The sequence below is a fragment of the Sphingomonas sp. UYEF23 genome, assembly GCF_040546165.1.
Taxonomy (GTDB): domain Bacteria; phylum Pseudomonadota; class Alphaproteobacteria; order Sphingomonadales; family Sphingomonadaceae; genus Sphingomonas; species Sphingomonas glacialis.
This window is the reverse complement of record NZ_JBEPNG010000001.1, coordinates 502,833-515,596: the sequence shown is the minus strand read 5'-3', so window position 1 is coordinate 515,596 and position 12,764 is coordinate 502,833. Positions and strand designations below refer to the sequence as shown.

Genomic DNA, 12,764 nt, shown 5'->3' with positions numbered 1-12,764 from the left:
TTTAGGCCCAACCCTCGAGCACTTGATCGGGCGGGCGGTGTCCGTCGGCCCACATGCGGATGTTGGTGATGACCTTTTCGCCCGTCGCCATCCGTCCTTCATAGGTCGCCGACCCCATGTGCGGCGTCATCACGACGTTGGGCAAAGCCAGCAGCCGCGGGTCGATCTGCGGCTCGTGTTTCCACACGTCGAGCCCGGCGCCCGCCAGCCGCTGACCCTCGAGCGCGTTGATCAGCGCATCCTCGTCGACGATCCCGCCGCGCGCGGCGTTGATGAGATAGACGTGCGGGCGCAGCAGCGCGATCCGGTCGGCGTTCAGCAGGCCCTCGCTGTCGGCATTGCGTGGAGTGTGGATCGTCAGAATGTCGATCGCGCCGAGCATCTCGTCGAGATTGGGGTGCCACTGCGCCTGCAATTCCGCCTCGACCACCTTCGGCAGGCGGTGGCGGTTATGATAATGGATCGACAGCCCGAAGGCGCGCGCGCGCCGCGCGACCGCCTGGCCGATCCGCCCCATGCCGAGGATACCGAGCGCCTTGCCGCCGATCCGGTGGCCGAGCATCCCGCCGGGCGACCAGCCCTGCCATGCGCCTGATCGCACCAGTTTCTCGCCCTCGGCGAGGCGGCGCGGGACCGAGACGATCAGCGCCATCGTCATGTCGGCGGTGTCCTCGGTGAGCACGCCGGGGGTGTTGGTGACGATGATACCGCGCGCGCGCGCGGCCTTCAGCGCGATATGGTTCACGCCCGCGCCGAAATTGGCAATCAGCTTGAGCTGCGCGCCGGCATTGGCGATCAATTCGGCATCGATCTCGTCGGTGACGGTCGGGACCAGCACGTCGCAGTCCGCCATCGCGGCGGCGAGCTGATCGCGCGTCATGCCAACGGGCCCGCGGAACAGCCGGGTGTCAAACAGCTGCGTCATGCGTTCGATCACCGCGTCGGGCAATTCGCGCGTTACGGCGACTTTCGGGTTCGGCACGCGTCTCGTTTCGGGCATGGACATGGCTTGGCGGAGCGCTTTGGCCTCGTCAACGGTGTTGAAGCGTGTGCGCGAAGCACGATAAACGGGCGCGAACACAGACGGGGAAATAGCATGCGTATTGGGGCCAGAATTTTGCTGGCGGCAACGGCGATCACGCTCGGCGGCAGCGCGATGGCGCCGGTGCTGGCCGGGCTCGTCCAGAAGAAGCCGCCCTATTTCGCCTCGATCTCGGCGGGCAAGGCGCGGATGCGGACCGGACCGGCGCGGAGTTATCCGTCGAGCTGGCTGTACCAGCGCGCCGACCTGCCGGTGAAGGTGCTCGACGTCTACGACCATGGTGCGTGGTACAAGGTCGAGGATCCGGGCGGCACGCAAGGCTGGATGATGGGCATGCTGGTGAGCGAGAAGCGCACCGCGGTGGTGCTGGGAATGGTGGCCGAGCTCCGCGATTCGCCGCGCGATGGCGGGCGGATCCTGTGGCGCGCGGCGCCCGGCGTCGTCGGGCGGTTGAGCCGCTGTTCGCGCGGGTGGTGCCATTTCGACGTGCGCGGGCGCGGCGGCTATGTCGAAGCAAACCATCTGTGGGGCGTCGAGCCGACCGAAGAGCTGCCGTGAGCGGCTGGCGCATCGTCGAGGATGATCTGACCCATCCTGCGGTGGTCGCCTTGCTCGAGCTGCACGTGCGCAGCGCCAACGAAAACTCACCGCCGGGGAGCGTCTTCGCGCTCGACCTCACCGGTCTGCGCGATCCCGCGGTCACGCTGTGGACAGCGTGGGAAGGCGCGACGCTGCTCGGCATGGGTGCACTCAAGCAGCTCGATGCGCACCACGGCGAGATCAAGTCGATGCGCACCGCGCCCGCGCAGCTGCGGCGCGGTGTCGCTGGCGCGATGCTTGCGCATGTGATCGCCGCAGCGCGTGCGCGCGGCTATCGACGCTTGAGCCTCGAGACGGGGACGAGCGCCCCGTTCGCGGCGGCGCATGCATTGTACGAGCGCGTCGGGTTCGTCGAATGCGATCCGTTTGCGGGCTATAGCGACCGCGTGTTCGCGCGGTACTACACGCTCGCGCTGGAATAACGCCCTTCCCCTGGGCGCAGGGGAAGGGCGCTGCCGGGCTTACGCCTCAGTTCATCAATTCCACCGCGACCGCGGTCGCTTCGCCGCCGCCGATGCACAGCGAAGCGAGGCCACGCTTCTGCCCGCTGGTCTGCAGCGCCGACAGCAAGGTCGCGAGGATGCGTGCGCCGCTCGCGCCGATCGGATGGCCGAGCGCGCACGCGCCGCCATGCACGTTGAGCCTGTCATGCGCGATGCCGAGGTCGCGCATCGCGATCATCGCGACGACGGCGAAGGCTTCGTTGACTTCGAACAGATCGACATCGTCGACCGACCAACCCGCCTTGGCGAGCGCCTTGCGCATCGCGAACACCGGCGCGGTGGTGAACAGCTCGGGCGCGTGCGCGTGTGCCGCCTGCGCGACGATCCGGGCGATCGGCGTGAGGCCGAGTTTTTCGGCGACCGAGGCGCGCGTCATCACCAGCGCCGCGGCGCCATCCGAGATCGACGAGGCGTTCGCTGCGGTGATCGTGCCTTCCTTGGAGAATGCAGGCTTGAGCGTCGGGATCTTGGCGACATCGCCCTTGGCGGGCTGTTCGTCGAGGCTGACGGTGGTCGGGCCCTTGCGACCGCTCACCTCGACCGCGACGATCTCGCGGTCGAACGCGCCCGATTGCTGCGCGCGTTGGGCGCGGTGGAGCGACTCGATCGCGTACTCGTCCATCTGCTGGCGCGTGAACTGATAGACGGCGGCGGTGTCCTCGGCGAAATTGCCCATCAGCTTGCCGGGCTGATACGCATCTTCGAGCCCGTCGAGATACATGTGATCCTTGAGCACGTCGTGCCCGATCCGCGCGCCGCTCCGATGCCGCAGCGAGAGATACGGCGCGTTGGTCATGCTCTCCATTCCGCCCGCGACGATCAGATCGGCCGAGCCGGCAGCCAGCGCATCGGCTGCGAGCATCGTCGCCATCATGCCCGATCCGCACATCTTGTTGACCGTTGTCGCCTCGATATGGTCGGGGAGGCCGGCTTTCAGCGCGGCCTGGCGCGCGGGGGCCTGGCCGAGTCCGGCAGGGAGGACGCAGCCCATATAGATCCGCTCGATCGCGTCGCCTGAAACGCCGGCGCGCTCGACCGCGCCACCGACGGCGGCGGCGCCGAGTTCGGTTGCGGTGGCGCCGGTGAGCGCACCCTGGAACGAGCCCATCGGCGTGCGGGCATAGGAGACGATGACGACGGGATCAGCGGACATTGGCGATCTTTCGCGAGGATAAAGGATGGGTGTGATTTAGGACGGAGCCGGCGGTTTTACAAACGAGCCGCGATCGGGTGGCTTCCCGATGCGACGGGAATGGCGATAAGGAGGCGCATGGTGGAGATGCTCCTATGGCCGGCGCTGCTCGGGCTGCTCGGCGCCGTGATCGGGAGCTTTGTCGCAACGCTCGTGATCCGCTGGCCGGAGGGGCGATCGGTGATGCGCGGGCGGTCGCACTGCGACGGCTGCGGCGCGTCGCTCGGCGCGCGCGATCTCATCCCGTTGGTGAGCGCGGCGCTGGCAGGAGGGCGATGCCGGCGCTGTAGGGCGCCGATCGACGCGCGGCATTGGCAGATCGAGCTCGGCTGCTTGGGGATCGGCGTGCTTGCCGGTTGGGCGGTGCCGGGCCCGGTCGGGCTGGCGGGCGCCGTATTCGGCTGGCTGCTGCTGACGCTTGCCGCACTCGATATCGCTGAATTCTGGCTGCCCGACGCGTTGACGGCGACGCTAGCGGGCGGCGGGCTCGTGACGGGGTTACTCGGTGTCGAGCCCTCGCTCGTCGACCGGCTGATCGGCGCGGTGAGCGGCTTTGCCGTGCTGTGGGCGATCGGGGCAGGGTATAAGCGTCTGCGGCACCGCGAGGGGCTGGGCGGGGGAGACCCGAAATTGCTCGGCGCGATCGGGCTATGGCTCGGCTGGCGGCTGCTCCCGGCGGTCGTTTTGCTGGCCGCGCTTATCGGGCTGGCGATCGTCCTGGCCGGTATGCTGAACGGGCGCAAAGCAGGGCTGGGCGACCGAATGCCGCTGGGGGCGCTGCTCGCGATCGCGGCTTACCCGGCCTGGCTGTTCCTGCTAGGCCAGTCGTCATGAAAGCGCTTCTCTTGCTCGCGCCGCTCGTGATTGCCGCGGCCCCGCAGGCGGCGCCGGTTCCGCCAGCCCAGCCGCTCGCTTCGGTCGATGGCCTGCCGATCGGCGCGATTCCGAAGCAGGATTTGCCCGCACGCGGCTGCGCTGCCTATCTCTGGACCGCGAGCGGCACGCGTGCGCTGATCGCGATGGTCGGGGCCGATCCGGCGCGCTTGCGCGTCTCGGTTCAGGGCAAGGTGACCGATCTCGACCGCAGCGCGCAAACCGGCGCGAGCGGCTTCGGATTTCCAGAACGCGCCGAATATGGCGGCGGCCCGCTCGTCGCGAAATTGACGATGAAGGTTGAAACCCGCGAATCGATCAGTGGCGGAGCGGTCGTGCCCGAGGGATTGCTCGAGATCGACCAAGCGGGGCAGGATACGATCATAGTGCCGGTCGCGGGGTTGATCGGCTGCACGTGAGGGGAAAATGATGACGATGCTCGATGTTCTGAACGCTCAGCGCGCTGCCTTCATGGCCGAGCTGCCCGTCAGCCTCGCGGTCCGCAAGGACCGGCTCACGCGCGCCGCAGCGATGATCGCCGACAATGCCGACGCGTTCTGCGACGCGCTGAGCGAGGATTTCGGGCATCGCAGCCGCGAGCAATCGATGCTCACCGACATCGCCTCTTCGGTCGCGCCGATTCGCCATGCGCTCAAATCGGTCGAGGGTTGGATGCGGCGTGACAAGCGCGCGGTGCAATTCCCGCTCGGCCTGCTCGGCGCGCGCGCCTGGGTCGAATATCAGCCCAAGGGCGTGGTCGGCGTGATCGCGCCGTGGAATTTCCCGGTCAATCTGGTGATGGGCCCGGTCGCCGGCGCCTTTGCGGCGGGGAACCGCGTGATGGTCAAGACGAGCGAATTTACCCCGCGCACGGCGGCGCTGTTCGAAGCGGTGTGCCCGAAATATTTCGCAGCCGACGAACTCGCGTTCTTCAGCGGCGCGGCCGAGGTCGGCAAGGCGTTCTCCGAGCTGCCGTTCGATCATCTGATCTTCACCGGCGCGACCGGGATCGGGCGCTACATCCTGCATGCCGCCGCCGACAATCTCACGCCCGTCACGCTCGAGCTCGGCGGCAAGTCGCCGGTGATCGTCGGCAAGGACGCCGATATCGCCAAGACGACCGAGCGCGTCGCGATCGGCAAGATGCTCAACGCCGGCCAGATCTGCCTCGCGCCCGATTACATGCTCGTGCCCGAAGCGCAGGAACAAGCGGTGGTCGATGGCCTCAAGGCAGCGGTGTCGGCGATGTACCCGACGCTACTCGCCAATCCCGATTACACTGCGATCATCAACGACCGGCATCACCAGCGGCTCGAGGAATGGGTCGCCGATGCGCGCGCCAAGGGTGCGACGGTCGAGACGGTCAATCCGGCGGGCGAGGATTTCGCCGGCTCGAACAGCCGCAAGATGCCGCTCCACATCGTCCGCAACGCGACCGACGACATGATCGTGATGCAGGAGGAGATCTTCGGACCGATCCTCCCGGTGCGGCGCTATAGCGGCATCGACGCGGCGATCGGCGAGGTCAATCGTCGCGACCGGCCGCTCGGCCTCTATTATTTCGGACCCGATGCCGACGAGCGACGGCGCGTGCTCGACCGTACGATTTCGGGCGGGGTGACGCTCGACGACGTGGTGTTCCACGTCTCGATGGAGGAACTGCCGTTCGGCGGGATCGGTCCCTCGGGGATGGGATCGTATCACGGCACCGATGGCTTCAAGACTTTCAGCCACGCCAAGGCGGTGTTTAAGCAAGCCAAGCTCGATGTCGCCAAGCTGGCCGGCCTCAAGCCGCCTTACGGCAAGGCGACCTGGACGAGCATCAAGCGCCAGATGAAATAGGCGGTTACCAGCTTCCCCGTCTAACCGTCACCTCGGGCTTGTCCCGGGGCCCACCGGGCCGCGAGCGCTGCGGCCGTGGCGCGTGCGTGACGGTGGACCCCGGCACAAGGCCGGGGTGACGAAGTAGGGCTTCGAACCAAATGTTAGCGAGCAGAGTCGATCCGGTAGTGGATCGGCTTGAAGCTCCCGCCATTGCTCGCCGGTGCCGAGCAGGCGGTGAGGCCGATCACGAGATCCATCGCCGCGCGAAAGACGATGTGATCGCCCGCCTTGCTGATCGGCGGCAGCACCGACAGCTTGCCGGTGGTCGCGTCCACCGGCACGTTCATGAAGCAGTTGAACGCGACCGGAATCCGGTCGGGCGCGACGCCATACGGCTCGAGCGCCGCCGCCAGATTGCCGAAGCATCCGCGGTGCGGCGGCATGTCGGGATAGAAGTGGTGGAAGGTGTCGTACGAGCACGGCGTGAGCAAAAAATCGTGCCGCCCGACGGTATCGGCAACAATCTCGAGCATCGGCCGCGAGCGGTTCGAATAGAGCAGATGGCCCGTCGTCAGGAAGATCGTCTCGGCATAATCGAGCGTCCTGCCCGACGATATCACCTCATCGATGTCTTCAGCGTTGAACGCGAGCAGATCGGCAACTTGCCGACCGCGTGGGTCGATCACCGTCAGCGTCTCGCCGTGCGACAGCCGGAAGGCGGTGCCGCTGCGTTCGGGGATTTCGATCGTCGCGCTCATTCGGGCGTGCCTGCATAGCTGAACGGGCATTTCCACTCGGCGTCGACCACCCGCCCGCTATATTGCCGCGCCTCGCTGATTTCGCCGTGGCGCGCGAGCATCGGATTGCGGCTTCCCGCCAGCGCCTCGTCGCGCACGAGGATCTTCTCGCGCATGCCCTCGTAGCGGCCCTGGTCGCGCAAGGTGGTGAACTGGTCGTGCAGGTTGAACACCATCGTCGGACGCGCAAAGCGGCGCGCAGGGCGACTGGCGTTGGGGTGCAGCCCGACGATGAAGAACGCTTCGCCGCCGAAGCTCAGCGAGAAATGCGGGCTGTCCGGGTCGGCACTGACGCCCTTGTCATAGCCCTGACCACGCCACACGTCCTTGTCCGAGATCGATTGAGCACGCTGCCACAGCGCCGTCTCGAACGCGTCTTCGCTGAGCGCATCGGGTCCATCGAAGATCACCGCGAAGCTGCGAAAAAGCCCGGGCTCCGCACGATAGTCGGCTGCGAAATGCATCAGCCCGTCGTGAATGCGCAAATCGTCCCACGCGCTGTCGATCCGATCGCACGCGAGGACCGCAAGCGTGCCCTTGGCCAGCGCGGCCTTGGCCCCGACGCACGGGAAATCGGCCGCCGCGACGTGCGCGTCGAGCAAGGCCTGGAAATCGCCCTGCGCGCGGTGGCGCCAGGGAAAGAGCGGAGTGGACGGGGCTGGCATGCCCATCAAGACGACTCCCGCCTGCGTAAGGTTCCCAAAAACCTAGTTGATCTCAATCAGAGGCTTCACGAAGTTGTGCCTTGGGAAAACCGTCCCAGGCTTGATCGTAAACGGCGTCCAGGGCGCTCGTTTCCAAGGCAAATTCGGTCGGCGTGAAGACCCAGCGGCTCTCGATCATGAAGGCCATCGTCCCGTCGAGCTTGTGCGGCTTGAGGTCGGCGGCGCTGGCACCCTGCCAGCTCGCGACGTCGGGGCCGTGCCCGCTCATCTGGTTGTGCAGCGACAGCGCGCCCGGCACGAAGCCGTCGGCCTTCGCATCATACGCGCCGTACAGCAGCCCCATGCATTCGCTCATCGTGTTGCGGTGGAACCAGGGCGGGCGGAACGTGTCCTCGGCAACCAGCCAGCGTGGTGGGAAGATCACGAAATCGACGTTCGCGGTGCCGGGGACGTCGCTCGGCGAGGTCAGCACGGTGAAGATCGAGGGGTCGGGATGATCGAAGCTGATGCTGCCGATCGTGTTGAAGCGCGTAAGGTCGTACTTCCAGGGCACGTAATTGCCGTGCCACGCGACGACATCGAGCGGCGAGCGCCCGAGGTCGGTGCGCCACAGGCTGCCGAGGAATTTCTGGACGAGCTCGTACCCGCCCTCGACATCCTCGAACCAGGCAACGGGGGTTTCGAAATCGCGTGGGTTGGCGAGGCCGTTTGCGCCGATCAGGCCGAGATCGGGCAGGCGGAAGGGCTGGCCGTGGTTTTCGGCGACATAGCCGCGCGCCGCGCCATCGGGCAGCGTGACGCGGAAACGCACGCCGCGCGGGATCAGCGCGACCTCGCCCGGCTTCACGTCGATCCGGCCGAATTCTGTGAGCAGCGTCAGCGCACCGTGCTCGGGCAGGATCAGCAGCTCGCCATCGGCCGAGGCGAAGGCGCGGTTCGCCATGTCCTTGGTCGCTCGGTAGATGTGCATCGCGACGCCGGTCTGCGTCTTGGGGCCGTCGCCCGCGACGACCATCGTGGTCAGGCTGTCGAGCCAGTCGGCGTCCGACGTCTCGAGCGGCTTCCAGCGAAGCCGGTTGGGGGCGAGCGGGGCGGTGGCGACGCCGGGGGCGAAGAGCGGCGCGCCGTCATAGCGCGTGAACGCTGGGTGCGCCGCGGACGGGCGCAAGCGGTACAGCCACGAACGGCGGTTCTCGTGGCGCGGCGCAGTGAAGGCGGTGCCGCTGAGCTGCTCGGCATAAAGGCCGAACGCTGGCTTTTGTGGGGAATTGCGGCCGACCGGGAGCGCGCCGGGGACGGCTTCGCTCGCGAAGTGGTTGCCGAAGCCGGTCATGTAATCGGTCATCTCGCGATCCCATCGTCGCCCCGGCGGAAGCCGGGGCCGCTGCGTTCGTGTCGGGCCGCTCGCATCACGCGCAGCGGCCCCGGCCTCCGCCGGGGCGACGCGCGTGCTTACGCCTCGACTGCGCCCGGCACCACGCCGCGGCGGATCTGGTCGAGCTCGATGCTCTCGAACAGCGCCTTGAAATTCCCCTCGCCAAAGCCGTCATTGCCCTTGCGCTGGATGATCTCGAAGAAGATCGGCCCGACCATATTCTCGGTGAAGATCTGCAGCAGCAGCCCGCCGCCGGTCTCGGGCGCGCCGTCGATCAGGATGTCGCGCTTGCGCATTTCCTCGACGTCGTGGTCGTGCCCGGGAAGGCGCTTGTCGATCAGATCGAAATAGGTTTGCGGCGTCGTCTGGAAACGGATCCCGTTCGCGCGCAGCGTATCGACCGTCTTGAAGATGTCGTCGGTCGCGAGTGCGAGATGCTGGATGCCTTCGCCCTTATAGTCCTTGATGAACTCCTCGATCTGCGAATGCTCGTCCTGGCTTTCGTTTAACGGGATGCGGATCTTGTCGTCGGGCGCGGTCATCGCCTTGGAGAAGAGGCCGGTCGACTGGCCCTCGATGTCGAAATAGCGGATCTGGCGGAAGTTGAAGATCCGCTCGTAATAATCCGCCCAATAGGCCATCCGCCCGCGCTGCAGATTGTGCGTCAGATGGTCGAGCGTGTGGAGGCCGACGCTGTGGTCATCGACGCCCGCGCCTTCGACCGGGGTGAAGTCGGTTTCGTAGATCCGCGACTTCTCGTCGACCAGATACAGGTTCGCGCCGCCAATGCCTTCGATCGCGGGGAGCTCAAGCTCGTCCGGGCCAACGGCGCCCTTGACCGCGACAGCACCGCGTTCGACCGCCATCTTCAGCGCGCTTTCGCCGTCAGCGACGCGGAACGCCATCGCATTGGCCGAGGGGCCGTGCGTGTCGCGGAAGCCCGCGACCTGACCCGCGTCATCCATGTTGAGCAGGAAATTGATGTCGCCCTGCGCGTAGCGGCGGACGTTCTTCGACTTGTGGTTGCCGACATGCGTGAAGCCCATCTTGACGAACAGGTCGGCCATCGCCTCGGGGTTGGGCGAGGTGAATTCGACGAATTCGAAGCCGTTCAGGCCCATCGGGTTTGCAGGCTTGGTGTCTGGCGCGGTCATCGGTCGGCTCCAACTGGTTTCAGATGAAACGATATAGCGGGCTTGCACGAACCGGTCCATCCCGTATCGATTGCGCATGGCAACGCTCAAACTCGACGACTTCCTGCCCTATCGCTTGTCGATCGCGTCGAACCGTGTGTCTGCCGCGATCGCCAGCGCGTATCAGGCGCTGTTCGGGCTCAAGATTTCGGAGTGGCGGCTCGTCGCGGTGATCGCCGAAGGGCCGGGGATGACGCAGCAGGCGCTGGGCTTGGCGACGCGGATGGACAAGGTCACCGTCAGCCGCGCCGCCGCCGCCCTGGTCGAACGCGGGCTCGTCGCGCGGCAGCCAAATCCGGGCGATCAGCGCTCGCACATGCTCGCGCTGACGGCGACGGGCCAGGCGTTGTACGACGATGTCGCGCCCAAGGCGCTCGAGCTCGAGGCGCGGGTTTTTGCGGGATTTACGCCAGCGGAGATCAAGACGTTCCGCGCGATGCTTGACCGGATCGAGGCATCTGCCGCACCGTTCGACCCGGAGTGAGGAGGGAGCAGGGTTGATAGCAGGGCCTTTGCTGGCCTAAGCGACCTCGGCCCTCCCCAGGCGAACCGTGTTTTTCCAGGAGGACATCCATGCCCGACATGCTCGATCGCGCCGGCCTTTCGGTGGCGGCGCCGCTCGCCACTTTCGTCGAGGAGCGTGTCCTGCCGGGCCTCGACATCGCGCCCGGCGCGTGGTGGTCGGGCGTTGCCGCGATCTATGCCCGCTTCGCGCCGGAGAACGCCGCGCTGTTGCGCGTGCGCGACGATCTCCAGGCCAAGATCGATTCGCGCTATCAGGCGGGCGGGGCGGTCGATGCGGCGTATCTGCGCGAGATCGGCTATCTCGTCGACGAGCCGGCGCCCTTCACCGTCACCACCGAGCATGTCGATCCGGAGGTCGCGACGATGGCGGGGCCGCAGCTCGTCGTGCCGATTCTCAACGCGCGCTTCCTGCTCAACGCTGCCAACGCGCGCTGGGGCAGCTTGTACGATGCCTATTACGGCACCGACGCGTTGCCGGGGATGGCGGTGCCGGGCGGCTATGATCCGGTGCGCGGGCGCCAGGTCGTCGTTGCCGCAAAGGCGTTTCTCGACCAGGCCGTACCGCTTGCGGACCGTCCCTGGGCCGAACTCGCCGATAAGGAGCCGGTATTGCGCGATCCGGCGCAGTTGGTCGGGCGCAAGGGCGCGTCGTGGCTGTTCGTCCATAACGGGCTGCACATCGAAGTGGTGGTCGATCGCGACCATCCGATCGGGCGTGACGATCCGTCGGGAATCGCCGACGTCATCCTCGAATCGGCGTTGACGACGATCTGCGACCTCGAGGATTCGATCGCCGCGGTCGATGCCGAGGACAAGGTCGCGGCCTATACCAACTGGCTCGGGCTGATGACGGGGGCGCTCGAGGAATCGTTCGACAAGGGCGGCAAGACGATCACGCGACGGCTCAACCCCGATCGCGTCTATGATGACGGCCTGACGCTGGCGGGGCGCAGCCTGTTGTTCGTCCGCAACGTCGGGCACTTGATGACGACGCCCGCGCTGCGGCTCAGCGACGGCAGCGACGCGCCCGAGGGGATTCTCGACGCGATCATCACCAGCACGATCGCGCTCTACGACTTACGCAAGCTCGGCGCGTTCCAGAACAGCCGCGCGGGTTCGGTCTATATCGTCAAGCCCAAGATGCATGGGCCGGCCGAATGCGCCTTCACCAATGCGCTGTTCGACGCGGTGGAAGATCTGCTCGGCCTGGCGCGCAACACGCTCAAGGTCGGCGTGATGGACGAAGAGCGCCGCACTTCTGCCAATCTCGCCGCCTGCATCGAAGCGGTGAAGGACCGCATCGTCTTCATCAACACCGGCTTCCTCGATCGCACCGGCGACGAGATGCACACCGCGATGCGCGCGGGGCCGATGATCCCCAAGGGCGAGATGAAGACCAGCGATTGGATCAAGGCGTATGAGGACCGCAACGTCCGCATCGGTCTTGCCGCCGGCCTGTCGGGCCGGGCGCAGATCGGCAAGGGGATGTGGGCCGCGCCCGACCGGATGGGCGATATGCTCGTGCAGAAGATCGCGCATCCGCAAGCTGGCGCCAATACGGCGTGGGTCCCGTCCCCGACCGCGGCGACGTTGCATGCGATGCACTATCATCAGGTCGACGTGTTCGCGCGGCAGAAGGCGATCGCCAAGGAATCGATCCCGTCGCTCGATGCGCTGCTCAGCGTGCCCGTCGCGCAGGGCCGAAACTGGACGCCCGACGAAATCCGTGCCGAGCTCGACAACAATGCGCAGGGGATTCTCGGCTATGTCGTGCGCTGGATCGACCAGGGCGTCGGATGCTCCAAGGTGCCCGACATCCATGATATCGGGCTGATGGAAGACCGCGCGACACTGCGCATCTCGTCGCAGCACATCACCAATTGGCTGCTCCACGGGGTTGCGACCGCAGCGGACGTCGATGCGGCGTTCGAGCGCATGGCAGCAAAGGTCGATGCGCAGAATGCCGGCGACCCGCTCTATCATCCGATGAGCGGGCATCCCGACAGCTTGGCGCTGCAGGCGGCGCGCGCGCTTGTTTTCGATGGCGGCGCGCAGCCCAATGGCTATACGGAGCCGCTGCTCCACACCTATCGGCTGATGCTGAAACAAAGGTAGGGAAACCAACGCCGTTTCGTGCGTTGGCAGTCAGGTGGGAGTCGTTCGCGAGAGGTTCCC

Annotated in this window: 13 protein-coding genes; 7 read left to right on the top strand and 6 right to left on the bottom strand. The window is 66.5% G+C overall.

The window, feature by feature from the left end; all coding sequences use genetic code 11:
• Position 1: 1 nt before the first annotated feature.
• Positions 2–1,000, bottom strand: a complete 999-nt coding sequence (locus tag ABIB28_RS02420; RefSeq protein WP_354286097.1) for a 2-hydroxyacid dehydrogenase — start codon at positions 998–1,000, stop codon at positions 2–4.
• A 96-nt stretch (positions 1,001–1,096) separates the two neighbouring features.
• Here ABIB28_RS02420 and ABIB28_RS02415 point away from each other — a divergent pair, with 96 nt between their 5' ends.
• Both ABIB28_RS02415 and ABIB28_RS02410 read left to right on the top strand, forming a co-directional pair.
• Complete coding sequence (locus ABIB28_RS02415) at positions 1,097–1,600, top strand: SH3 domain-containing protein (protein WP_354286095.1); 504 nt, start codon at positions 1,097–1,099, stop codon at positions 1,598–1,600.
• Positions 1,597–2,064 (top strand): GNAT family N-acetyltransferase, encoded by a 468-nt coding sequence (locus ABIB28_RS02410; RefSeq protein ID WP_354286093.1) that lies wholly within the window; start codon positions 1,597–1,599, stop codon positions 2,062–2,064. Before ABIB28_RS02415 ends, ABIB28_RS02410 begins: the two co-directional genes overlap by 4 nt.
• Positions 2,065–2,110: 46 nt before the next feature.
• On the opposite strand, the gene ABIB28_RS02405 is transcribed toward ABIB28_RS02410, so the two are convergent.
• The gene (locus tag ABIB28_RS02405; RefSeq protein WP_354286091.1) at positions 2,111–3,298 is read right to left on the bottom strand and encodes an acetyl-CoA C-acyltransferase; all 1,188 of its coding nucleotides are present in this window, start codon (positions 3,296–3,298) and stop codon (positions 2,111–2,113) included.
• Positions 3,299–3,415: 117 nt separating this feature from the next.
• On the opposite strand from ABIB28_RS02405, the gene ABIB28_RS02400 reads away from it, so the two are divergent.
• Genes ABIB28_RS02400 through ABIB28_RS02390 form a run of 3 tightly spaced genes read left to right on the top strand, consistent with a single transcriptional unit; the run spans position 3,416 to position 6,052 of the window.
• Positions 3,416–4,171, top strand: a complete 756-nt coding sequence (locus tag ABIB28_RS02400; RefSeq protein WP_354286089.1) for a prepilin peptidase — start codon at positions 3,416–3,418, stop codon at positions 4,169–4,171.
• Entirely contained in the window at positions 4,168–4,629 is a 462-nt protein-coding gene (locus ABIB28_RS02395; RefSeq protein ID WP_133188823.1) for a hypothetical protein, read from the top strand. The genes ABIB28_RS02400 and ABIB28_RS02395 overlap by 4 nt, the downstream gene beginning before the upstream one ends.
• Before the next feature lie 10 nt (positions 4,630–4,639).
• A complete protein-coding gene (locus ABIB28_RS02390; RefSeq protein WP_354286087.1) occupies positions 4,640–6,052 on the top strand; it encodes a coniferyl aldehyde dehydrogenase in 1,413 nt (470 codons plus the stop codon).
• A gap of 143 nt (positions 6,053–6,195) precedes the next feature.
• Here ABIB28_RS02390 and ABIB28_RS02385 read toward each other — a convergent pair whose 3' ends face one another.
• From ABIB28_RS02385 to hppD, 4 genes are all read right to left on the bottom strand, one after another.
• Positions 6,196–6,792, bottom strand: a complete 597-nt coding sequence (locus ABIB28_RS02385; RefSeq protein WP_189674955.1) for a DUF1989 domain-containing protein — start codon at positions 6,790–6,792, stop codon at positions 6,196–6,198.
• Entirely contained in the window at positions 6,789–7,496 is a 708-nt protein-coding gene (gene gntA, locus ABIB28_RS02380; RefSeq protein WP_133191983.1) for a guanitoxin biosynthesis heme-dependent pre-guanitoxin N-hydroxylase GntA, read from the bottom strand. The genes ABIB28_RS02385 and gntA overlap by 4 nt, the downstream gene beginning before the upstream one ends.
• Before the next feature lie 52 nt (positions 7,497–7,548).
• On the bottom strand, positions 7,549–8,841 hold the full coding sequence (gene hmgA, locus ABIB28_RS02375) for a homogentisate 1,2-dioxygenase (RefSeq protein WP_354286084.1): 1,293 nt from the start codon (positions 8,839–8,841) through the stop codon (positions 7,549–7,551).
• 107 nt (positions 8,842–8,948) lie between these two features.
• On the bottom strand, positions 8,949–10,025 hold the full coding sequence (hppD, locus tag ABIB28_RS02370; RefSeq protein WP_189674953.1) for a 4-hydroxyphenylpyruvate dioxygenase: 1,077 nt from the start codon (positions 10,023–10,025) through the stop codon (positions 8,949–8,951).
• Between the two features lie 76 nt (positions 10,026–10,101).
• Between hppD and ABIB28_RS02365 the strand changes: the two genes are divergently transcribed.
• Together ABIB28_RS02365 and ABIB28_RS02360 are read left to right on the top strand one after the other, a co-directional pair.
• A complete protein-coding gene (locus ABIB28_RS02365; protein ID WP_354286082.1) occupies positions 10,102–10,548 on the top strand; it encodes a MarR family winged helix-turn-helix transcriptional regulator in 447 nt (148 codons plus the stop codon).
• An 89-nt stretch (positions 10,549–10,637) separates the two neighbouring features.
• A complete protein-coding gene (locus tag ABIB28_RS02360) occupies positions 10,638–12,704 on the top strand; it encodes a malate synthase G (protein WP_354286080.1) in 2,067 nt (688 codons plus the stop codon).
• Positions 12,705–12,764: the final 60 nt, after the last annotated feature.